The organism is Streptomyces sp. NPDC044921, from assembly GCF_056432865.1.
This window is the reverse complement of record NZ_JBWKIF010000017.1, coordinates 118,354-141,420: the sequence shown is the minus strand read 5'-3', so window position 1 is coordinate 141,420 and position 23,067 is coordinate 118,354. Positions and strand designations below refer to the sequence as shown.

Genomic DNA, 23,067 nt, shown 5'->3' with positions numbered 1-23,067 from the left:
TTCATCGGGTGAGGCGGCTACGCCCACCTGCCGTCAGCTCAGTCGCACAGCGCCGTCTCCGCCGTGGCGGGCCAGCGCGCGAACCGGAACCGCGTCCGCTCGACGGACCCGGTGAGGTTCTGCCAGAACCGCTCGGCGGTGAGCGGCGCGCGCACCGACTCCTTCAGCTCGGCGAGCCGCCCGCAGCCCAGCGCCGCCCGGGCCGCCTCGACCGCCTCCCGCGTGGCCCCGGCGCGCAGCAGGTCGCGGTGGGGCGGATGCCGCACCGCCCACTCGGCGAAGACCCAGTGGTTGCGCAGGAACTTCTCGTGCCCGGGCCAGCTCCACCGCTCCAGCGCGAGGTGCGCGCCGATCGGACTGGCCAGCCCCCAGGCGTCGTTGACATAGGCGTCGAGCGGTGCCGCCGCGCCCGTGACGCCGAGGTGACGCCCCACGATCACCACGTGGTAGGGGGAGTCGGCGCGCATCGGCGTGGCGTGCAGCCGCCGCCCGGCGTCGAAGTACAGCAGCGTCGGCCGCGGCGAGCGGACGGCCTCGGCCAGCATGCGGCGGCCCTCCGGCAGGGCGGGCCAGTTCTCCACCCAGGTGCCCGTGCGCACCGGGTTGTGGTCGCCGAGTCCCTCCACGTCGGAGCTGCGCACGTTGAACGAGCCCGGCGTGCTGCGCACGTCGAACGGCGCCCGCAGCGGACTGACCGCCGCGCACAGCCACACCACCAGCAGGGCGCTCGCCGCACCGGTGACCCGGTTCGCGGGCACGACCAGCACCGGCAGGAGCAGCAGCAGGAGCGCCGGGAGGATCATGCGGGCGTGCATGTAGTCGCCGCCGACGCGGACGACGTACCCGGCGAGCAGCGAACCGGCCGCGAGGGGCGCCAGCAGCACCGCGAGTGAGACGCGGTCCGGTGCCCGCTCCGCGCGCTGCCGGCGGGCGCGGCGCACCAGCAGCGCGGCCAGCGCGCCCAGCACGGGGACGACCGGCCACAGCCAGTACGGCCCGAGCGTCTCCTGCACGTACCCGGCGCCCCGGCTCCAGTCGCTGGCGCTCGCCTCCTTGGCGATGGCGGGCAGCGGCACCAGGATCCCGTAGTACCCGGCCCGGAACACCTCGTAGGCCAGCGGCACCGCGCCCGCCGAGGCGAGCAGCGCCGCCACGCCCCGCCGGGACGGCCGCAGCACCCACCACTGCGCCGCCAGGAAGCACGCCGTCACCACCGCCAGATCCGGTCTGACCAGCGGCCCCAGCCCGAACACGAACGCGGCGAGGTACGTCTCCCGGCCCCGCCGACCACGCCGGACGCGCGTGAGCAGCCACCACGACAGCCCGGTCCAGCACGCGCCGAGCCCGCTCTCCAGCCCCGAGGTCATGTACGACCAGAACGGCGGCACGGCCAGCAGCACGAACACCCCGGCCGGCAGCAGCAGCCCCGCGCCCCGGTGCAGCCGGCAGGTCGCGTACAGCGCCAGCGCGAACCCGGCCGTGCTCAGCAGCAGGCCGAGGCCCACCGCGAGGAACGCGGGGTCCTCGCCGGTGACCCAGGTGGCCAGCGCCAGCAGCCACTGCCACAGGGTGCCGGTCGAGCTCTCCGCCCGTTCCCCGACGTTGAACACGGGGCCGTTGCCCGCCAGGATCTGCCGGACCGGGCGCAGGTAGATCAGCCCGTCGTCGCAGATCCAGCGGCGCCGGTAGCCCAGCACGAACAGGGCCGCGGTGGGCACGGCGACCAGGGCCGCGTGCCACCAGTGCACCGGTGTCAGCCGCTCGGCGGCGGCCGGCGGCCGGACCGAGGCGGCCCGCTGACCGGGCAGGGAGGGTACGGCCTCGGGGGTGGTGGGTGTCGTCATCTGTCGATCAGCGCCTCGTGGCGGGCGGCAACGCCCTCGGTCCGGCGGGCCGCGGGCAGCAGCGCGCCGCCCCGCTCACCCAGCATCAGCAGCCGGACGACCCGCTCGGCGGCCCGCCCGTCCTCGAACTCGCAGTACCGCTCCCGGAAACCGGAGCGCAGCCGCGCCGCCTCCTCGTCCTGCCAGGTGCCGGAGGCGAACAGCCAGGCCAGCTCGCGGTACGAACGCGACACGTGGCCGGGCGCGTCGGCCGTGACGTCGAAGTACGCGCCCCGGCTGGCCGCGAACGCGCCCCAGTCGTCGGCGTGCACCACGATCGGCCGGTCCAGCAGGACGTAGTCGAACATCAGGGCCGAGTAGTCGGTGACCAGGACGTCCGACGCGAGCAGCACGTCCTCGACGTGCGGCTCGTCCGTCGCGTCCACCAGCACGCCCCGCCGGTGCAGGTCGGACAGGCCCAGGCCGCGTGCCACACCCCCGGCCAGCGACGGGTGCAGCCGGACGACCAGGGTGTGCCCGGGGCCCAGGTCCGCGGCGAACCGGGCCGGGTCGAACCGTTCGACGTGGCCGCCCTTGCGGTAGTCGCGGCGGGTCGGCGCGTACAGCACGACCGTGTGCCCGGCGGGGATGCCGAGCCGCTCGCGCACCGCCCGGCCCCGCTCCGGACCGGCCCCGACCAGTACGTCGTTGCGGGGGCTGCCGGTGCGCAGCGACGTGAAGTGGCACGGGTACGCCCGCTCCCAGGCCCGCTCCGCGTGCCGCCCGGCCACCAGGCTGTAGTCCCAGCGGTCGGCCCGGCGCAGCATCTGCGGCACGTCGAAGCCGTGCCGGGCACCCGGCTTGGTCAGCAGGTCGGCGCCCATGAACTTCAGCGGGGTGCCCTGGTGGGTGTGGATGTGGACGCTGCCGGGCCGCTTGGCGAGGGTGCCGGGCCAGTTGACGTTGTTCACCCAGTACGTGGCCCGCGCCATCACCTCGTGGTAGCGCCGCGAGCCGAGCGTCACGTGCTCGACGCCGGGCGGCAGCGCCTCCACCGCGTCCTCCCGCACCACCCACACGCCCCGGATGTGCGGGGCGAGCTCGCGGGCCTTGGCGTGGATCGCGGCCGGGTCGCCGGACATCCCGCGGTGGTGGGCCGCCGCGTAGACGGCCAGGTGCGGATCGAGCGGACGCCTCGACTTGAGCCCGTACCAGCCGCGCAGGGCGGCCCCCGACGCCGTCCGGGTCACCTTCCGCCGCCCGCCCACGGCGGTGGCGCGCAGGTCCCGCAGTCCGCGCGCCGCCGCGTACGCCGGGTAGGGCGCCGACGCCAGCAGCCGCATCTCCGCCCCGCGCCAGCCGTCCGGCACCGGGAAGCCGCCCTCCGGCAGGTGCCGGCGGTGGAAGGAGCGGATCTCGCGGTAGAAGTCGCCCCGGTCCGCCGGCCGCACCCGGTCCTCGCGGGCCAGCACGAACAGCATGTGGTCCAGGGCCCGCTGCAGCAGCAGCGGCCGCGCCCAGCCGAGGTCGGGCCGCTGCTCCAGGAACGCGAACAGGCCCTCGTACTGCGCGAAGATCTCGAAGTGCCGGCGGCCCGGCGTCCTGGTGATCGCGCCCTGCCGGCGCTGCCGGTACTCCACGCCGATCCGGTCCAGGCAGGCGATGCGCTCGGCCAGCACCATCGACCGGTAGGTGACCGGCGCGTCCTCGTACAGTCCCGGCGCGTACTCCAGGCCGTGCCCCTGGAAGAAGGAGCGCCGGTAGGCCTTGTTCCAGGCCACCAGGAAGAGGTTCAGGTACTGCGGGCTCTCCCTGACCGAGAAGGTGTCCAGACCCGCCGCGGCCAGCAGGTCCGCCGCCTCGCTGCGCCCGCCCCGGCCCCACCAGTGGGTGCGCACGTGGTCGAAGACCAGGATGTCGGGGTCCCCGGTCGCCTCCAGGCGCGCGGCGACGGCCGCCAGCAGGCCCGGTGTGTAGTGGTCGTCGCTGTCGAGGAACAGGACGTAGTCGCCGGCCGCCTCGGCGAGACCGGCGTTGCGGGCCCGGCCCAGACCGACGTTCTCGGACAGGTGCAGCACCCGCAGCCGGTCGTCGCGGGCGGCGTACTCGTCGAGGATCGCGCCGCTGCCGTCCGGCGAGCGGTCGTCCACGGCGATCACCTCGAAGTCGCCGTACGACTGGCCGAGCACCGAGTCGAGACACTCGCGCAGGAAGCCCTGCACGTTGTAGACGGGGACGATGATGCTGAAGCGGGGCACTTCTACGGTCAGCTCCTTGTGAGGGTGGCGGCGGGGGCCGGGACGCGCTCGGCGAGCGGGAGCACGGGCGGGAGCGCCTCGGGCGGCTCGCCCAGCAGCACCCGGCGCACCACGCGCTCGGCGGCCCGTCCGTCGTCGAACTGGCAGAACCGCTCCCGGAACGCGGCCCGCAGCGCGGTGGCGGACGCGTCGGCCCAGCCGCCGTCGCGGAAGACGGCCGCCAGTTCCTCCGGTGTCCGGGCGACCCGGCCGGGCGGGCACTCCATCAGGTCGAAGTACACGCCCCGGGTCTCCCGGTAGACGTCCCAGTCGTCGGCGTACACGACGATCGGCCGGTCCAGGTTGGCGTAGTCGAACATGATCGACGAGTAGTCGGTGATCAGCGCGTCGGCCGCCAGGCACACGTCCTCCGAGGAGCGGTGCCCGGTGACGTCGATGATCCGGCCGCCGCCCCGGGACGTGCCCCGGTCGTAGTAGTAGTGGGCGCGCAGCAGCACGACGTACTCGTCGCCGATCGCCTCGCAGAACTCGGCCAGGTCCAGGCCGGCCGCGAAGCCGGTGGCGTAGTCGCGGTGGGTGGGGGCGTAGAGCAGCGCCTTCTTGCCGTCCGGGACGCCCAGTTCCTTGCGGACGCGGGCGACGTCCTCGCCGGAGGCCGTGCAGTAGACGTCGTTGCGCGGATAGCCGTACTCCAGCGTCTCGTGCGCGCCGGGGAAGGCGCTCTCCCACATCTCGGTGGAGTGGCGGTTGGAGGTGAGGTTGTAGTCCCAGCGGTCGACCCGGGCCAGCAGCCTGGCGAAGCTCCCGGTCGCCGCCGCCACCACCGGGTACGTCGACTGGTCGGCGCCCATCTTCTTCAGCGGCGTGCCGTGCTGCGTCTGCAGGTGCACGCTGCCCGGGCGCTTGACCACCGCGTCCGCGAAGTTGGCGTTGTTGACCAGGTACTTCGCGCGGGCCAGCACCTCCCAGTACTTCCGGCTGCCGATCACCGCGTACTCCACGTCCGGCGGCATGGTCGCCACCGCGTCCGGCTCCACCAAGAACACCGCCCGCAGGTGCGGGGCGAGTTCGCGGGCCTTGGCGTGGATCGCGGCCGGGTTGCAGGCGTAGCCGCGGCCCCAGTACGCGCAGTACACGACCAGGTTCGGGTCGAGCGGGAGGCGCAGCCGCACCGCGTACCGCAGGCGGGTGCGCAGCCCGCGCGGGCGGGGGAGCAGCGCGGTGGCCGCCGCGGCCCTCCGGTTCGCGGCGCGCAGTACGCGGAACGCCGCGTAGGAGCCGGACGCCAGCAGCCGGTGCTGGACGCCGAGGCTGCCGTCGGGTGCCCGGTGCCCGGCGGGGCGGTGCCGCCGGTAGAGCGCGCTCGCCCGCTTGAAGAAGGCACGCCGCCCGGCCGGCAGCCGCCGCGGGTGCGCGGCCGTCTTCAGCACGGCGGCGAACAGCTGCTCGAACAGCGGCTCCAGCCGCTGCGCGGGCAGGTCCCGCTCCGCCGCCTCGGTCAGCACCAGCTCGGCCTGGTCGAGCAGTTCGGCGTGGTGCTCGCCCGGCAGGTTCAGCCGGTTGCCCTGCCGGCGCACCAGGTGCCGGACCACGACCGAGCGCAGGGCCGCCACCCGCTCCGCCCGCAGGGCGACCAGGCCGCCGAACCCGACGTCGGTGAAGTGGCCGCCGGGGAAGGCCAGGTCCCGTTCGGTGAGGAAGGCCCGGCGGTAGAGCGCGCTCCACGCCGGGAGCGCCACGCCCGTCAGCCGCGGGGCCGCACCCGGGGCGAAGGCCCCCTGCGGCGTCCCGGCCAGCAGGGGCGCGGCCGGGTTGGTCGGCTCGCCCTCCCACCAGGGGGCGCGCTCGTGCTCGAAGTACAGCACGTCCACGTCACCCGTCTCGCCCAGCCTGGCGTCCAGCGCCGCCAGCGCCCCCGGGACCAGGACGTCGTCGCCGTCGAGGAACAGCACGTGGCCGCCGACCGCCGCCCGCAGCCCGGTGTTGCGCGCCCCGGCCAGCCCGGCCGACGGCGGCGAGTGCACCGGCGTCACCCGGGAGTCCCGCTCGGCGTACCCGGCGACGACGTCCGCCGCCGGCGCGTCGGGTGCGTCGCACACCGGGATCAGCTCGAAGTCGCCGCACGACTGGGCGAGGATCGAGTCCAGCGCCTGGGACAGCCGGCCCGCGACGCCATGGGACGGGACGACGATGCTGAAGCGGGGCATTCTGCTCTTTCGGTCGGGATCTGCTGCTGTCGGGGTCTGCTGCTGTCGGGATCTGGTGTTGTCGGGGACTGCTGCTTCCGCCGGCCCGGTGCCGCGGGAGCGGGGAGGGGGCGGCCCGGCCGTCTCAGCCCGCGCGCGGGCGGCCCGGGCGTCCGGACGGGCGCCAGGAAGGCGGACGGCTGGGCGTCGGCCGCGACGGGCTGGAGGGCATGGGACTCCCCGGGGTGAGAACCGTGGTCAGAGGCGTTCGGTGACGGCGGTCGCGGGCGCCCCGGCCGGGTGCGGCACCGTGGCGAGCGGCTCACGCGTCAGCGCGGACGCCGCCGACGGCACCGGCCGGCGCTCGCCGAGCGGCACCACCGGCGGCAGCTCCGTCTCCCCGAGGACGATCCGGCGGACGACCCGCTCGGCGGCCCGGCCGTCGTCGTGGGTGCAGAACCGCTCGCGGAACGCCGCGCGCAACTGCGCCGACCGGGAGCCGCGCCAGTGGCCGGTGGCGAAGATGTCGATCAGCTCGTCCTCGCCGCGCGCGACCGCGCCGGGCGGGAAGGCGCGCAGGTCGAAGTAGGTGCCGCGGGCCGCCTCGTACGCCTCCCAGTCGTCGGCGTGGATCACGATCGGCCGGTCCAGGTTGGCGTAGTCGAACATCAGCGACGAGTAGTCCGTGACCAGGGCGTCGGAGGCCAGGCAGAGGGACTGGACGCTCGGGTGGTCGCTGACGTCGAGGACCCGGCCGCCGGTCGTGGCCAGCGGGGCGTCGTAGGCGTGGTGGCCGCGGGCCAGGACGACAAAGCGCGGCCCCAGGCGGCGCGCGATCCGCTGCAGGTCGAGGCTGCGGTAGGGGGAGCGGCGGTAGTCGCGGTGGGTCGGCGCGTACAGGATCGCCACCGTGCCCTCCGGGATGCCGAGCGAGGCGCGCAGCAGCGTCACGTCCGCCTCGGTGGCGGTCAGGAACACGTCGTTGCGGGGGTGGCCGTACTCCAGCGTGGTGTAGCGGCCGGGGTGCACGCGCTCGTGGGTCAGGGTGGTGTGGCGGTTGGCGGACAGCACGTAGTCCCACTGGTCGACGTCCCTGAGCAGCCGGGCGAAGTCCCGGCCCCGGGCGGCCGCCGGGCGCTCCTGGAGGTCCAGGCCGATGTGGCCCAGCGGGGTGCCCTGCCCGGTCTGGATCAGCACCTGGCCCCGGCGCTTGGCCAGGCCGGGGTCGAAGTCGGTGTTGGCGACCAGGTACCGGGAGCGGGCGAGCGCCGTCCAGTAGGCGGCGGTGCCGGGGACGAGGCGGCGCGGGCCGGGCGGGATCGTGTGGTGGTGCTCGGGGCGGGCGATCCACGCCGTGCGGATGTGCGGTGCCAGGTCGCGGAAGGCCGTCTCCAGTGCGCCCGGGTCGCAGCCGTGGCCGCGGCCGTCGTCGGCGGCGAAGACGGCCCGGTCGGCGCGCAGCGGCAGACAGCGCTGCACCCGGTAGTGGCCGCGCAGGGCGGCCGCCCGCAGGCCCCGCAGCAGCTTTCCCGTGCCCCGGGAGAGGCGGCGGTGCACGGCCGACGCCACCTGGAGGGACCGGTAGGTCCGGTGCAGACCGAAGCGGATCAGGACGTGCTGCACCCGGGCGCGCAGCGGGACCGGGACGCCGGGGGTGCGGTAGCGGCGGTAGTGGGCGCGGGCCCGGCGCAGGAAGGCGGCGCGCGAGCCCTGCGGCAGCCGGTCCCGCCGCGAGTACACGATCGCCAGGTGGTGCACCATGCGGCGGAACAGCACCGGCCGCCACTGGGCCAGTCCGGGCCGCTCGTCCAGGAACGCGAACACCCGGTCGTACTGCTCGAAGACGTCGAAGTGGCGCTCGCTGGTGGTGCGCAGGATGCTGCCGAGACGCCGTTGCCGGTAGTGCACACAGACCCGGTCCAGCGTCGCGATCGACTCCGCGGTCATCAGCACCGGGTACGTCCACGGCGTGTCCTCGTACAGGCCGGGCGGGAAGGCGAATCCCTGCTCCTCGACGAACTCCCGCCGGTAGGCCTTGTTCCAGGCGACCATCAGCAGCCGCAGCAGGCCCGGCCGGTCCTCCAGGCGGAAGGGGGCCGGGCCCTGCTCGGTCAGCTGCAGGGCCGCCTGGTTGCGGACCGCCTCGCCCGTCCAGTAGGTGCGCGCGTAGTCGAAGACCAGGACGTCCGGATCGCCCGTCTCCTTCAGCCGGTCGGCGACGGCGCGCAGCGCGTCGGGCGTGAGGGTGTCGTCGCTGTCGAGGAACAGCAGGTAGTCGCCGCTCGCGCGGGCCGCGCCGGCGTTCCTCGCGCGGCCCAGGCCGACGTTCTCCGGCAGGTGGACGGGGAGCACGCGCGCGTCACGGGCGGCGAACTCGTCGATGATCGCTCCGCACGCGTCCGGCGAGCAGTCGTCGACGACGATCAGTTCCAGATCGGGACAGGACTGGGAGAGCACCGATTCGAGGCACTCGTGCAGGTACGCCTGAACCTGGTACGCGGGGACAATGACACTGAACCTGGGCAAGAGGCCATCCATCGGTCGGCGCGGGCGTTCGGCCCGGGAACGGCCGGTGGGGCATGTTGGTTACGGCGGCTACGGCATCCGGGGGAACGCCGGAGGGGCGGACCGCACCCGGACCGCCCCTCCAACCACCGTGCCCTGAGCGTTATTTGACCGCGCCCGCCATGACACCGGACACGAACTGCCGCTGGAACGCGAAGAAGACGGCCAGCGGGACCACCATCGAGATGAACGCGCCGGGCGCCAGCACATCGATGTTGTTGCCGAACTGCCGTACCTGCGTCTGGAGTGCGACCGTGATCGGCTGGCTGCCGGAGTCCGAGAAGATCAGCGCGACCAGCATGTCGTTCCACACCCACAGGAACTGGAAGATGCCCAGCGAGGCGATCGCCGGACCGCCCAGCGGCATCACGACGCGGAAGAACAGGCGCAGTTCACCCGCCCCGTCCAGGCGCGCGGCCTCCAGCAGCTCCCGCGGGATCTCCGCGAAGAAGTTCCGCAGCAGGAACACCGCGAACGGCAGTCCGAAGCCGACGTGGAAGAGCACCACGCCGAGCACCGAGCCGAAGATGCCGATGTTGCCGAAGAGTTCGGCGATCGGGATCAGCGCCACCTGCACGGGCACGACCAACAGGCCGACCACGCCCAGGAACCACCAGTCCCGGCCGGGGAACTCCATCCAGGCGAAGGCGTAGCCCGCCAGCGAGCCGATGATCACCACCAGCAGGGTCGCCGGGACGGTGATCCACACGGTGTTCAGCAGGCTGCTGGTGATGTCGTCGTTCTCCAGCAGCTTGGCGTAGCTGTCGAAGGTGATCTGCGAGGGCTCGGTGAACACCTTCCACCAGCCGCTCGCCGCGATGTCCTCCGGCGAGCGGAGACTGGCCAGCAGCAGGCCGATCGTCGGCACCAGCCAGAACAGGCCGACCAGGATGAGGAACACCCGCACCAGGCCGCCGCTGACCCCCTCGACCAGCCGGGACGCCAGCGAGTGCTTCGCCTTCGCCGAGCCGGTGGGCCGCGCCGCCTTGCCGGGCCGAACGCCCGCGTCCGCGGTCATCGCCGCACCTCCCGCCTCAGCCGACGCACGTTGAACCACATCACCGGGATCACCAGCAGCAGCAGGAACACCGAGATGGCGCTGGCGATGCCCGGCTGGTCCTCGGAGAAGCCCTTGCGGTACAGCTCCAGGGCGAGCACGTTCGCGTCGTCCTGGGCGGAGCCGGGGGCGATGATGAAGACCAGGTCGAAGATCTTCAGCACGTTGATCATCAGCGTGACGGTGACGACCGCGAGGACCGGCGCCAGCAGCGGCACCGTGACCCGTCTGAACACCTGCCACTCCGTGGCGCCGTCGACCCGGGCGGCCTCCAGCAGCTCCCGGGGCACGCCCGCGAGCCCGGCCGCGATCAGCACCATCGCGAAGCCCGCCCACATCCAGATGTACGCGCCGATGATGGCCGGGGTGACCAGGGACGGGCCGAGCCAGTCCAGGCCGTTGTACGGCTCCTTGAAGTTGCTGTCGGGGAGGCGCAGTTGAGCCCCGTCGGCGGAGGCCGGCAGCGTGAAGGTGCCGTCGTCGCCGGCCGTGGTGGAGGCCACGACCCTGCCGTCCTTCACGGCCTCGATCCGCATCCCGGCATAGCCCAGTTCGGACGCGTCGACGCGGTTGAGCGTGCCGACGCCCTTGCCGCGCGTGAAGTCCTGCCAGGTCGTGCCGGTGACCTTGTCCGGCTCGGGCTTCGGCGCCGCCGCCGGTTTCGCGTCGTCCGGCATCAGGTCCGGCGCCACGCCCACCAGCGGAAGCGCGACGGGATCGCCCGCGCGGACGGGCGACTTGGTGATGAACGCGCCCCCGCCCGCCGGCTCCAGCGGCGACTCCCGGCCCGGGTGGGCCTTGGGGAACGCCGACGACTGGGCGAAGGTGTCGTGCACGCCCACCCAGACCGCGTTCGCCACGCCCTTGTCCGGGTCCTGGTCGTACACCAGGCGGAAGATGATGCCCGCGGCCAGCATCGAGATCGCCATCGGCATGAAGACGACCAGCTTGAACGCCGTCCCCCAGCGCACCCGTTCGGTCAGCACCGCGAAGATCAGGCCGAGGGCCGTCGCGACCGTCGGCGCGAACACCACCCAGAAGACGTTGTTCTTCAGGGCGGTGCGGATGCCCTCGTCGGTGAAGAGGGCCTTGTAGTTGTCGACGCCGGCGAAGCCGTCGCCGGACTGGTCGTAGAAGCTGCGGACCACCGAGTACCCGATCGGGTACACCACGAGCGCGCCGAGCAGGACGATCGCGGGCAGCAGGAACAGCGCCGCGACGACCTTGCGCGTGCCGGTCACGCTCTTGCGCGACTTGGGAGCGGCAGGGGGCGTGACGCCCCCTGCCGCCGTGGCCGACGCCATGACGTCAGTTCCCGTACGCCGCGGCCGCTTCGGCCTCCAGCTTCGCCTGCGTGCCCGCCACGTCCTTCGGGTTCTTCAGGAAGTCCTGGAGGATCTTCCACTCACCCTTGCCGGGCGTGCCGCCGAAGGCCTGCGGGGCCTGGTCGGACATGTCGAAGCGGAAGTCGTCACCGGCGTCGACGAGCGCCTTGGCGATCTTCTGCTGCACCGGGTTCGGATACGCGGAGTTCTCCACGTTCTTGTTCGGCGAGAGGTAGCCGCCCAGCTCGGCCTGGATCGTCGCCGCGTCCGGCGAGGCGAGCCAGGTGGCCAGGGCCTGCGCCCCCTTCGAGTCCTCCAGGATCACGGCCGCGTCGCCGCCCGAGACCACCGGCCCGTTGTCACCGACCGCCGGGAACGGGAACACCTTCGCGTCCGTGCCGACCTTCATGTTCTCGGGGATGTTGACCTGCGCGAAGTCGCCCGCCGCGACCATGGCCGCCTTGGGCTGGTCCCCGCCGGTGAAGACCTGCGTGACGGAGGCCGGGAAGTCGGTCTGCAGCGCGCCGTTCGCCTGGCCCGCGATGTAGTCCGCCTTGCCCCAGACCTGCGCGAGCGTGGTCAGCGCGTCCTTCACGGACGGGTCCGTCCACTTGATCTCGTGCTTGGCCAGCTGGTCGTACTTCTCCGGGCCGGCCTGGGAGAGGTAGACGTTCTCGAACCAGTCGGTCAGCGTCCAGCCCTCGGCGCCGCCGACGGAGAACGGGGTCACGCCGGAGTCGTAGACCGTCTGGGCCGTCTTCAGCAGGTCCGGCCAGGTCTCGGGCTCGCTCGCCCCGGCGTTCTCGAAGACCTGGTTGTTGTACCAGATCAGGGACTTGTTGGCGGCCTTGTAGTAGACACCGTACTGCTTGCCGTCGACCTTGCCGATGTCCTGCCAGCCCTGCGAGTAGTTCTCGCCGAGCTCCTTCTGGGCCTCGGCCCCGAGCGGCTTGGCCCAGCCGCGGTCCACGGCCTGCTTGATGGCGCCCGGCTGCGGCAGCATCGCGATGTCCGGCGGCTGCCCGCCGGCCACCTTCGAGCCGATGAAGTTGATGATGGGGTCCTGGGCGGGCACGAACGTGACCTTGGCGCCCGTGCGCTTCTCGAACTCCGCCAGGACCTTCTTGAAGTTGGCCTGTTCGGTACCGGTCCAGACGGCGGCGATCTCCAGGCTCGTCCCGTCGAGCTTCGGAAGGGTGACGTTGCCGGCGGTCTCCTCGGAGTTGCCCGTGTCTGCACTGCTGTCGTTGCCGTCGTCGCCTCCGCAGGCGGCGAGCGAGAGCGCGAGCGCTCCCGCGGCGACGGCCGCCGCGGCCCTGGTGGCTCTGCGGCTGTGGGGGGTCGCCTTGTCCCGCTCGGGCGACCAGCGTTTCCGGATGGTGCTGCTCGTCATGCGCATGACTGCCCCGTTCTTCGTTCCTCGTCGAACGTCGAGCGCGCTCCCGTGCGATCTGGTCTACGCCCGGGTGTGCGGGGGCGGCAAGATGGCGTCGCGTGTCAAGCGGGAGATCGTGACTCCCTCGTGACCAGGGACGCGGCCCCGCGACGCCGGGCGGGGCCGACGGCCGTCCCCGTCACAGTAGGGACGGCACCCGCGCCGCCGCGACCTCCCGCGCCGCCCTTTCCAGCGCGCTGGCCAACAGTGCCAGGTCGGTCGGGCCGTTTCCGAGCTCCCGCACCGGGCGCCGGGCCGGAGGGTCACCCATGCGGTGCCATTCCAGCGGTACGACCGTGGGGCGCAGGGTCGCCGTCCGGGGGATCCGGCCGGTGACCCGCCCGCCCTGGAACGGCGTGACCCGCCCGTCCGCGCCGGTCAGGCTGCCCCGGCCGGGAGCGGGCTCGTCCGGGCCGGGGGCGGGGGCGTCGAGCGTGACGCGCAGGGTGGCCCGGCGGGCCGGCTCCGTCTCCGCCGTGCGGGCGCACGGGCCGGTGGCCGCCACCAGGTGCACGCCGAGCCGCTCGCCCTCCCGGGCCACGGCCTCCAGGGCGCGCATCACCGAACCGGCCGCGGGGCGGCCCGTCGAGCCGAGGGCCGGGGAGACCAGGGCGTCCAGGTCGTCCACGACCACCACGAGCCGGGGCAGCGGCGGTGCCGCCGCCTCCGTCTGCCTCCGGGCCCCGCCGGGCCGCAGCCGCAGGGTGGAACTGGAGGGGCTGTCCAGGTCCCCGGCGCCCTTGACGGTGTCACCCGGCCGGGCGCCGCGGACCGGCGCCGTGCGCTGGGCGACCATACGGCCCGACAGCTCACGCCCGGTGTGCCACTCGGCGAAGTCGGTCCGCCCCAGCAGCTCGGCCCGGCGCTTCAGCTCGGCGCTCAGCGACTGCGCGAACTCCCGCATCCGCACCGGGTCGTGGGCGGTGAGGTACGTGCTCACGTGCGGGACGTCCGTGCACACCCGCAGTCCGTCGCCCGGCCCGCCGCCCGCGCCCGGTCCGCCCCGGCCGTCGACCAGCACGATGCCGAGCCGGTCCGGCCGCTCGGCGGCGGCCAGGGACGCGACGACCGCCCGCAGCAGCTCCGTACGGCCGCTGCCCGGCGGGCCCTCGATCAGCAGGTGCGGTCCCCGCGCCGCGAGGTCCGCGCAGACGGGGCCGCGCGGTCCGGCGCCGAGCACCGCGCGGGCCCGGCCGCCCAGCGCGTCGGCGTCGTCGGCCGCGTCCGCCCAGCGGGCCATCAGCGAGGCCGGGGTGGCGCGGGCCAGGCCCAGCTCGTCCAGGAGCCGGGCCGCCTGCGGCAGCGGTGCCGAGACGCGCGGCTGCCGGTCGGCGGCCGGGCCGTCCGTCCGCAGCGGCGCCAGCGCCCGCGCGAACCGCTCGGCCCAGGCCGGGGAGACGGCGTCGACGGTGGCGATGGTGCCGTGCCCGACGGGACCCGGCGCCGTGCCGTCCCCGCCGACCCCGGCGACACGCATCAGCCGCAGCGCGGTGGCCACGTCCCCGCTGAGCAGCGCGACCGCGCCGCACTGGCGGAAGGCCGGGGCCGCGGCGCAGGCCGCCTCGTAGGTCTCGGTCACGGGGGAGGCGGGCGAGGCGGCGGCGGTCTCGGCCAGGCAGATCACGTGAATCCCGGCCCGGGGCCCGTCCACGGCGAGCCGCGCCACGGCTTCCCGCAGATCGGCTCCACCGGGGTCGCCGTCCACGACGAGAACGGTGTACGGCCCGGTGAAGCCGTGCGCGGCGGCGGGCGTGGCGCCGTCGTCCCGGGCCCAAGAGGGCGGCGTGGGTGCGGGCCGGGACTGGGCCAGCGGGTGACCACCGGTGTCCGTGGGGCCGATGGCGCCGGCGCCGGTGACCTCGGGGCCGTGGGCCGCCGGGGTGTCGTGGGGATGGCCGGTGGCCGTCGGGTTGTTGCGGGCGTGGCCGGAGGCCGTCGGCGGGTGCACGCCCGGGGTGCGGGCCGCCCCGGGGGCGCCGGGTTGGTGGGCACCGGGGGCCCGCGTGCCGGGCTGTGCCGTGCGTGCGCCCGCGGCGCGGTCCCCGGGGCCGTCGCTTCCGCGGGCCGCGGAAACAGGGGCGCCGGGCAGCGGCCGGCCCGGGCCCGGCATGCCGCCGCTCGGGTGGTTCGTGCCGTGGGTGGGAGGGGCAGCGGTGTCGGCGGGGCGGGTGCCGTCCGGGGTCCGCGCGCCGGGCAGCGGCCGGTCCGCGGGGTGGCTCGGGGCGTGCGTGCCGTGGGCGGGAGGGGCAGCGGTGTCGGCGGGGCGGGTGCCGTCCGGGGTCCGCGCGCCGGGCAGCGGCCGGTCCGGGCCGGTGGTGCGGCCTGCCGGGCTGTCGCTTCCGTGGGCGTGCGGGGTGGGGGCGGCCGTGCCGTCGGACCCGTGGGCGTGCCAGCCGGAGCCACGGGGGCCGGGGACGTGGCCGCTCCCGGCCGTGCCCCTCCGCGCCGCCTCTTCCGCCAGCTGGTCCTCCAGACGGCGCAGCAGCTCGCCCGTGCGGGCGGCGGCCTGTTCGCGGTCGTGGGCCAGCAGGAGCCGGCAGTCCTGCCCGTGCCCCGGGCGGACATGGGGCAGCCAGCCCAGCCAGGACCACTCGGCGGTGCGCTCCTCCAGCGGCCGGGAGCGGTCCGCCGTGATCAGGACGATCTCCAGCGTGTCGGGGGAGTGCAGCGCGGCGAGCTGGGCCAGGACGGCACGGGCCAGTCCGGACAGGCGGGCCCGCGGCCCGGCCAGTCCCAGCGCGCCGACCTCACGCAGCCCGGCCGTCACCGGCACGGCGGGCAACAGGCCCGAGCCGTCCGGGGCCGCCCGGTCCGCCGTGCCGAGCCGTACGGCGAGCGCCTCGGGGTGACCCGGCCCGCGCTCCCACAGCCGGGGGCCGGGCCCCAGGGCCGTCAGCAGCAGTGCGGCCGGATCCGGCCAGGTCTCGGGCGCGGCCGGGACCGTCCCCGCCGAGTGCCCCGCCGGGGCCGTCCCGGCCGGCTCGTCCTCGTCGTACGTCCCGCGCGGCTGCGCGGTCTGTTCCGCACGTCCTCCGGCCCATCGCCGGGCCCAGGCTCCGAGCCCGCCCCGGCGGCGCGTCCCGGCCGGCACGTCGGTGCCCCGCAGGGGGGTGCCCTTCCGGCCACGGCCGACGCGCTCGTCGCCGGGGACCGGGGCGCCGGTGGGGGCCGCCGACCCGTAGGGGTCCTGCCGGGCGGCGGTCTCGTCGGGGCGGGCCGGGGTGCCGGAACCGTCGTGCGCGGCCGCCGGGTGGCGGGCGGCCGGTCCGCCGGTGCTCGGGGGAGGGACCACGCCCTGACCGGCTCCGTCCGGGGCTCCGGCACGAGGCCGCCAGGTGCCGTCCGTGCCGCCGCTGTGAGGACGCCCGGCCTCGTCCGCGTCCGCGTTACGAGGCCACCCCGTACCGTCCACGGCACTGGCATGGGTCCGTCCTGCACCGGCGGGCCGCCCGACGGTGGAAGGCCGCCCCGCGTTTACGGCACCGGCACGAGGCCGCCCGGCCTCGTCCACAGCCCCCGTACGCGCCTCGGGACCGGCGCCGGGGTGCCGCGAGGGCGCTTCGCCGAACGCCCCGGCCCCGGAGCGTCCCGCGTGCGTGTCCGTGTCACCGCCCGGCGACGGCGCCGCACCCCGCTGCCGGGGAGCCCGCGGGCCGCCTTCCGGCGGGAGGGCGACCGGGGAGGCGTGCGCGGGCCCGGCGCTTCCCGGCCGGGTCCCCTCCGCGGCCGTCCGGGCCTCGCTCTCGATCCGTGGCGCACCGCCCTGGCCCGGCACCACGGCCGCACCGGAGGCCTGACCCGAGGAACCGGGCGTGGCCCAGGCCGCCGCACCGTGGGCGTGGTGTGTGGGGCCGGAGGGCGCGGGCGGCCGCGGGTCCGCCCCGTGCGCGGTCGCCGGCGGGGGCACGTCCCGACCGGCGGACCCGTGCGCGGGCCGGGGAACGTCCTGAGCGGCGGGCGCGGGCCCGATCGCGGGCGAGGGCACGTCGTCCCCGGCGGGTCCGGGGACGCGTACGTGCCCCTCCCCGTCCGGCGTCGTCTCCACCCGGCCGCCCGGCCCCCCGGCGGGCGCCAGCCGCAGTGCCGACTCGCCGATGCGCAGCAGCGCCCCGGGCGCGAAACGGACCGCCCGGCCGCCCACCCGCGCCCCGTCCAGCGTCGTGCCGTTCGTGGAGTCCAGGTCGGCGACCGAGACGCGGCCGTCCGCGCCCACCGTCACCGCGCAGTGCAGCCGGGAGACGTCCGGGTCGTCGAGGGGCACGTCGGCGTCGGCGGAGCGGCCGATGCGGATCTCGCCGCCGTGCAGGAGATGGACGCCGCCCGCGTCGGGGCCCGCGACCACCTGGAGCTGGGCCGGCGCCCCGTCCCACTCGGGATGCGGCTCCGGCTCCCCGGGCGCGCCCACGGACAGCACGGCACCGTCGGTCAGCGGGGGCTCGCCGAGCGTGCACCGCTGGGCGTCGAGCCGCTGCTCCCCGGCGTACAGCACCGGCGTGCCCGAACCGTCCCCGCCGGAGACCGCCTGGGCGAGCGCCGAGGCCACCGCCGCGAGCGCCGTACCGGCCGGTGCCGTGACCAGGACGTCGCTGCGTGGGGCGCGGTCTCGCCTCGGAGCCGATGCGCCCAGCGGATCTACGACGGTCAGCCGGATCTGCATCGCCGTCAGCGGTCCCTTCTGCCCGGGCGCGGAGCCCCCCGCCCCGCCCCGGCACGTCGGCCAGTACTGCAGGCATCCTCGCACCTGCCACTGACACCGCGCCCCTCGCTCCGGAAAAGGTGATCTTGATTGGTCGGCTCTGCCCGCAAAAGTGCCTGAGAGATGACCCACAGGCGTCGTGTTGAGATCGGTCACGTTCGTTCCCGGCAACCACAAGACCGAGGTGAGCGTCTTTCCTTCGAACGCGTGTGAGAGCGGATACGTAAGACGCACAGAAAGACGACACTCCGGTCCTGACCGGCCCGGCACTACAGTGGGTCGGACAGGCCAGCAGGCAAGGCAAGCACCAGGGAGCGCATGACGTGCGGCCGGTAGGCAGCAAGTACCTGCTCGAGGAGCCGCTCGGACGCGGCGCCACGGGCACCGTCTGGCGAGCCCGCCAGCGCGAGACGGCGGGCGCCGAGGCGGCCGTGCCCGGACAGCCCGGCGAGACCGTCGCGATCAAGGTCCTCAAGGAGGAACTGGCCGGCGACCCGGACATCGTCATGCGGTTCCTGCGGGAGCGCTCCGTCCTGCTCCGGCTGACCCATCCGAACATCGTCCGCGTCCGCGACCTGGTGGTCGAGGGAGAGCTCCTGGCGCTGGTCATGGACCTCGTCGAGGGCCCCGACCTGCACCGCTTCCTGCGCGAGAACGGGCCCTTCACACCCGTCGCCGCGGCGCTGCTCACCGCCCAGATCGCCGACGCGCTCGCCGCCAGCCACGCCGACGGAGTCGTCCACCGCGACCTCAAGCCGGCCAACGTGCTGCTGAAGCAGTACGACGGCCAGATGCACCCGCTGCTGACCGACTTCGGCATCGCCCGCCTCGCCGACTCCCCGGGCCTGACCCGCACCCAGGAGTTCGTCGGCACGCCCGCGTACGTCGCCCCCGAGTCCGCCGAGGGCCGGCCGCAGACCTCCGCCGTCGACATCTACGGCGCCGGCATCCTGCTGTACGAGCTGGTCACCGGCCGTCCGCCGTTCGCCGGCAGTTCGGCCCTCGAGGTGCTGCACCAGCACCTGAGCGCCGAGCCGCGCCGCCCCTCCACGGTCCCGGACCCGTTGTGGACGGTCATCGAGCGCTGCCTGCGCAAGAACCCGGACGAGCGGCCCAGCGCCCAGAACCTGGCCCGCGGTCTGCGCGTCGTCGCCGAGGGCATCGGCGTCCACGCGAACTCCGCGCAGATCGCCGCCGCCGAGGGCGTCGGCGCGCTCCTGGCGCCCGACCCGGCTCCCGCGCCCGTGCCGGACACGCCCGGCGCGGCCGACCCGACCCAGGTCCTGCCGCACGGCGCGGGCGCCTACGACCCGAACGCCGCGACCAGCGTCCTGCCGCACACCGCCGGCCCGGCCGGCGCCGCCGACCCCACCGCCGTCCTGCCCCACCGCGCGGCCGACCCGACCGCCGTCATGCCGCCGGTCCCGCCGGGCGCGCCCGGCCACCCCGGGCAGCAGAACCAGCAGGGCGGCCCGGAGGACCCGCACCCCTGGCAGAACCAGCTGCGCGCGGCCCGCGACCGCAACGAGCAGACGCAGGTGCAGTACCTCGACCCGAACGAGGACCCGCTGCGCCGCCGCCCCCAGCGCCAGGTGGCCCGGCCGCAGCAGCAGCCCCCGCGCCGCCAGGCACCCCCGCCCGGCCCCGGCTACGGCCACCCGCAACAACAACAACAGCAACAGCAACAGCCGCAGCAGTACGCCCCGCAGCCCCAGCGGCCCCAGCCCCCGCAGCGCTACAGCCCGCCGCCGCCCCCGGCCCAGCCCCAGCGGCCGCAGCGGCCCCAGCGTGAGCCCCGGCAGCCGCGGCAGCGCAGCGCCAACCCGATGCGCATCCCCGGCCTGGGCTGCCTCAAGGGCTGCCTGTTCACGATCGTCATCCTGTTCGTCGCCGGCTGGCTGATCTGGGAACTGAGCCCGCTCCAGGACTGGATCGGCACCACCAAGGGCTACTGGGAGCAGCTCACCGACTGGTTCTCCACGGTGACCGGCTGGATCGAGAAGCTAGGCGGGAGCGGTTCGGGCACGAACTGACCCGAACCGCCCGGCGGGGTTGGTGATTTGTCGACACCTGGCGGGTGATTTCCGTCCCCGCGGTGAAGGTTGGCTCCTCGGACGCGTAGTTTTGGCGACAACACGCGTCGGTAGGAGCAGCCTTGGCACGGAAGATCGGCAGCCGGTACACCGCCCACCAGATCCTCGGGCGGGGCAGCGCCGGCACGGTGTGGCTGGGCGAGGGTCCCGAGGGCCCCGTCGCCATCAAGCTGCTGCGCGAGGACCTCGCGTCCGACCAGGAACTCGTCGGGCGCTTCGTGCAGGAGCGCACGGCCCTGCTCGGCCTGGAGCACCCGCACGTGGTGTCGGTGCGCGACCTGGTCGTCGACGGCAACGACCTGGCCCTCGTCATGGACCTCGTCCGCGGCACGGACCTGCGCACCCGCCTGGACCGGGACCGGCGCCTCGCCCCCGAGGCCGCCGTCGCGATCGCCGCCGACATCGCCGACGGGCTCGCCGCGGCCCACGCCGCCGGGGTCGTGCACCGGGACGTCAAGCCGGAGAACGTCCTGCTGGACATGCAGGGCCCGCTCGGCCCGGGCGGCTCCCACCGGGCGCTGCTCACCGACTTCGGCGTCGCGAAGCTGATCGACACCCCGCGCCGCACCAAGGCCACGAAGATCATCGGCACGCCGGACTACCTCGCCCCGGAGATCGTCGAGGGCCTGCCCCCGCGCGCCTCCGTCGACATCTACGCCCTCGCCACCGTCCTCTACGAGCTGCTGGCCGGCTTCACCCCGTTCGGCGGCGGCCATCCGGGCGCGGTCCTGCGCCGGCACGTCACGGAGACGGTCGTCCCGCTGCCCGGCATCCCCGACGAGCTGTGGCAGCTGCTCGTGCAGTGCCTGGCCAAGGCCCCGGCCTCCCGGCTGCGCGCCTCCGAGCTCGGGGCGCGCCTGCGCGAGCTGCTGCCGATGCTGGCGGGCATGCCGCCGCTGGAGGTCGACGAGCCGGACACCGAGCAGGCCGAGGAGGCCGACCGCGAGGTACCGCCCGCCGGACCGGTACCGGCCGGGGAGCGGGTCCGCCGCCGGGGCGCCGTCCCCCTGGTGCCGGGCGCGAAACCGGCCGACTCCAACCGCGACACCCACACCTCGATGCGCGTCCCGGCCCCCGACGAGCTGGCCGGCGGCGCCCACGGCACGGCCCGGGCGCCCCGCACCCCCGGCGCCCCGCGCCCGGGCTCGGCCCGCAACCGCGCCGTCGCCCGCCGCCGCAGGGTGGCCCTGGGCGCGGGCGCGGTCGCCCTGGCGGCGGCGGTCGGTGTGGGGGCCTGGCTGACCTCGTCGGGCGACGACACGGACACCCCTCCCCAGGACACGAGGAACTCGGCACCGCAGTCCCCCTGACCCCCGGTCGCGGACCCGGGGCGACGCCGGACACCCGGACACGGGTCCTCGGACACCCGGACACGGGTCCCTGGGCGTGCGGACTCGGGGGATCCCGTGCGTGCGGAGACGTGGGGTCCCGGGCGTGCGGACACGGGACGGCCTCGGGCGTACGGACTCGGAGGATCCCGGGCGTGCGGCACGGGGCGACCTCGGGCGTACGAACACGGGGGACCTCGGGCGTGCGGAGACGTGGGGTCCCGGGCGTGCGGACACGGGACGGCCTCGGGCGTGCGGACTCGGGGGATCCCGGGCGTGCGGCACGGGGCGACCTCGGGCGGGCGGACACGCGGCGACCTCGGGCGTGCGGACATGTGGGAGCCCGGGTGTGCGGACACGGGACGGCCTCGGGCGTGCGGACACGGGGCGACCTCGGGCGTACGGACACGGGGCGACCTCGGGCGTACGGACACGGGGGACCTCGGGCGTACGGACACGGGGGACCTCGGGCGTGCGGAGACGTGGGGTCCCGGGCGTGCGGACACGGGGGACCTCGGGCGTACGGACACGGGGGACCTCGGGCGTACGGACACGGGGTGATCCCAGGCACGCGGACACGGGGCGATCTCGGGCGCCGATGCGGGGTGACCGGACGCCGACACAGGCGCCGGTCGCAGACGACGGGACTCGCAGCCCGCCGCACGTCGCAGAGGGCGACAGGTCGTACAGGGAGAGCGGCGCAGACCGACGGGCTCGCAGCAGGGCCGGGCGGCGCGGGACGTCCGCGTCGCGCAGGGCGGGGCGTCGCAGACCTGCGGGTGTCGCAGACCGGCGTGCGTCGCGGAGCGGCCGGGCGGCGCGGGACGCCCGTATCCCACGGGGCGGGGCGTCGCAGACCGGCGGGTGTCGTAGGGGGGCCGGGCGGCGCGGGAAGTCGGGAGACGTGCGGCCACGGTCTCCGTGATCCGCCGGGGTGTCCCGGCGGGCGGGGGCCGGGCCGTCCGGGACGGCGCCCGGGCATGGTCGCCGGGCGGAGCCGTTACGCTGGAGGGCGTGGCAGTCGTCGACGTATCCGAAGAGCTCAAGTCCCTCTCCTCGACCATGGAGTCGATCGAGGCCGTTCTGGACCTCGAGAAGATGAGGGCAGACATCGCCGTGCTCGAGGAGCAGGCGGCCGCGCCGTCCCTGTGGGACAACCCCGATGAGGCGCAGAAGATCACCAGCAAGCTGTCCCACCTCCAGGCGGAGGTGCGCAAGGCCGAGGCCCTGCGCGGTCGCATCGACGACCTGAGCGTCCTCTTCGAGATGGCCGAGGAGGAGGACGACCCGGACACCCGCGCCGAGGCCGAGTCCGAGCTGGTCGCCGTGAAGAAGGCGCTGGACGAGATGGAGGTCCGCACCCTCCTGTCCGGCGAGTACGACTCCCGCGAGGCCCTGGTCAACATCCGCGCCGAGGCCGGTGGCGTCGACGCCGCCGACTTCGCCGAGAAGCTGCAGCGGATGTACCTGCGCTGGGCGGAGCAGAAGGGCTACAAGACGGAGCTCATCGAGACCTCGTACGCGGAAGAGGCCGGCATCAAGTCGACCACCTTCTCCGTGCAGGCGCCCTACGCCTACGGCACCCTCTCCGTCGAGCAGGGCACGCACCGGCTGGTGCGCATCTCGCCCTTCGACAACCAGGGGCGGCGCCAGACCTCCTTCGCCGGTGTCGAGGTGCTCCCCGTCGTCGAGCAGTCCGACCACGTCGACATCGACGAGTCCGAGCTGCGCATCGACGTCTACCGCTCCTCGGGCCCCGGCGGCCAGGGCGTGAACACCACGGACTCCGCCGTGCGCATCACGCACCTCCCGACCGGCATCGTGGTCTCGTGCCAGAACGAGCGCTCGCAGATCCAGAACAAGGCCACGGCGATGAACGTCCTCCAGGCCAAGCTGCTGGAGCGGCGCCGTCAGGAGGAGCAGGCCAAGATGGACGCCCTCAAGGGCGACGGCGGCAACTCCTGGGGCAACCAGATGCGTTCGTACGTCCTGCACCCGTACCAGATGGTGAAGGACCTGCGCACCGAGTTCGAGGTCGGCAACCCCGAGGCCGTGTTCAACGGCGAGATCGACGGTTTCCTGGAGGCCGGAATTCGCTGGCGCAAGCAGCAGGAGAAGTAAGTTTGTCGACAAGGCAACTGCCGCCGGTGGGGCGGCAGTTGCCTTTTCTGTGCCCGCATGTCTGGGTTTTGCATCACACTCACACGCTCAGAGTCCCGGCATAGCCCCCGTAGTTGGACATGGCACCCGCAAACGGCCTTGACGTGCCTTTGAAAAGTGGGAAGGGTGAAGCGCGGCATG

11 protein-coding genes are annotated in these 23,067 nt (G+C 74.8%); 3 read left to right on the top strand and 8 right to left on the bottom strand.

From position 1 onward, the window contains the following. Positions 1 to 38: 38 nt before the first annotated feature. From AC07DA_RS25625 to AC07DA_RS25590, 8 genes are all read right to left on the bottom strand, one after another. The gene (locus AC07DA_RS25625) at positions 39 to 1,844 is read right to left on the bottom strand and encodes an arabinofuranosyltransferase AftB family protein (RefSeq protein ID WP_479130541.1); all 1,806 of its coding nucleotides are present in this window, start codon (positions 1,842 to 1,844) and stop codon (positions 39 to 41) included. Further along, positions 1,841 to 4,081 carry a bifunctional glycosyltransferase/CDP-glycerol:glycerophosphate glycerophosphotransferase gene (locus tag AC07DA_RS25620; RefSeq protein ID WP_479130540.1) on the bottom strand — a complete coding sequence of 747 codons (2,241 nt, stop codon included), beginning with the start codon at positions 4,079 to 4,081 and terminating at the stop codon, positions 1,841 to 1,843. The genes AC07DA_RS25625 and AC07DA_RS25620 overlap by 4 nt, the downstream gene beginning before the upstream one ends. Before the next feature lie 8 nt (positions 4,082 to 4,089). Then, positions 4,090 to 6,288 (bottom strand): bifunctional glycosyltransferase/CDP-glycerol:glycerophosphate glycerophosphotransferase, encoded by a 2,199-nt coding sequence (locus tag AC07DA_RS25615; protein WP_479130539.1) that lies wholly within the window; start codon positions 6,286 to 6,288, stop codon positions 4,090 to 4,092. Between the two features lie 237 nt (positions 6,289 to 6,525). Further along, on the bottom strand, positions 6,526 to 8,793 hold the full coding sequence (locus AC07DA_RS25610; RefSeq protein ID WP_479130538.1) for a bifunctional glycosyltransferase/CDP-glycerol:glycerophosphate glycerophosphotransferase: 2,268 nt from the start codon (positions 8,791 to 8,793) through the stop codon (positions 6,526 to 6,528). A 142-nt stretch (positions 8,794 to 8,935) separates the two neighbouring features. After that, positions 8,936 to 9,850, bottom strand: coding sequence for a carbohydrate ABC transporter permease (locus tag AC07DA_RS25605; protein WP_479130537.1), 915 nt, complete (start codon positions 9,848 to 9,850; stop codon positions 8,936 to 8,938). Next, positions 9,847 to 11,193 carry a carbohydrate ABC transporter permease gene (locus AC07DA_RS25600; RefSeq protein ID WP_479130536.1) on the bottom strand — a complete coding sequence of 449 codons (1,347 nt, stop codon included), beginning with the start codon at positions 11,191 to 11,193 and terminating at the stop codon, positions 9,847 to 9,849. Before AC07DA_RS25600 ends, AC07DA_RS25605 begins: the two co-directional genes overlap by 4 nt. 4 nt (positions 11,194 to 11,197) lie before the next feature. Continuing rightward, positions 11,198 to 12,613: an ABC transporter substrate-binding protein gene (locus tag AC07DA_RS25595; RefSeq protein ID WP_479130535.1), complete on the bottom strand. Its 1,416-nt coding sequence runs from the start codon at positions 12,611 to 12,613 to the stop codon at positions 11,198 to 11,200. A 175-nt stretch (positions 12,614 to 12,788) separates the two neighbouring features. Beyond that, positions 12,789 to 17,306, bottom strand: coding sequence for an FHA domain-containing protein (locus tag AC07DA_RS25590; RefSeq protein WP_479130533.1), 4,518 nt, complete (start codon positions 17,304 to 17,306; stop codon positions 12,789 to 12,791). A gap of 362 nt (positions 17,307 to 17,668) precedes the next feature. Here AC07DA_RS25590 and AC07DA_RS25585 point away from each other — a divergent pair, with 362 nt between their 5' ends. From AC07DA_RS25585 to prfB, 3 genes are all read left to right on the top strand, one after another. Next, positions 17,669 to 19,378, top strand: a complete 1,710-nt coding sequence (locus AC07DA_RS25585) for a serine/threonine-protein kinase (protein WP_479130532.1) — start codon at positions 17,669 to 17,671, stop codon at positions 19,376 to 19,378. 122 nt (positions 19,379 to 19,500) lie between these two features. After that, positions 19,501 to 20,748: a serine/threonine-protein kinase gene (locus AC07DA_RS25580; protein ID WP_479130531.1), complete on the top strand. Its 1,248-nt coding sequence runs from the start codon at positions 19,501 to 19,503 to the stop codon at positions 20,746 to 20,748. Between the two features lie 1,032 nt (positions 20,749 to 21,780). Continuing rightward, entirely contained in the window at positions 21,781 to 22,887 is a 1,107-nt protein-coding gene (prfB, locus tag AC07DA_RS25575; protein ID WP_479130529.1) for a peptide chain release factor 2, read from the top strand. The last annotated feature ends 180 nt before the right edge of the window (positions 22,888 to 23,067 follow it).

Coding starts and splice junctions, on each gene's coding strand:
- AC07DA_RS25625 (WP_479130541.1), bottom strand. CDS start 1,844: ATGACGACACCCACCACCCCCGAGGCCGTACCCTCCCTGCCCGGTCAG.
- AC07DA_RS25615 (WP_479130539.1), bottom strand. CDS start 6,288: ATGCCCCGCTTCAGCATCGTCGTCCCGTCCCATGGCGTCGCGGGCCGG.
- AC07DA_RS25605 (WP_479130537.1), bottom strand. CDS start 9,850: ATGACCGCGGACGCGGGCGTTCGGCCCGGCAAGGCGGCGCGGCCCACC.
- AC07DA_RS25600 (WP_479130536.1), bottom strand. CDS start 11,193: ATGGCGTCGGCCACGGCGGCAGGGGGCGTCACGCCCCCTGCCGCTCCC.
- AC07DA_RS25595 (WP_479130535.1), bottom strand. CDS start 12,613: ATGCGCATGACGAGCAGCACCATCCGGAAACGCTGGTCGCCCGAGCGG.
- AC07DA_RS25590 (WP_479130533.1), bottom strand. CDS start 17,306: ATGCAGATCCGGCTGACCGTCGTAGATCCGCTGGGCGCATCGGCTCCG.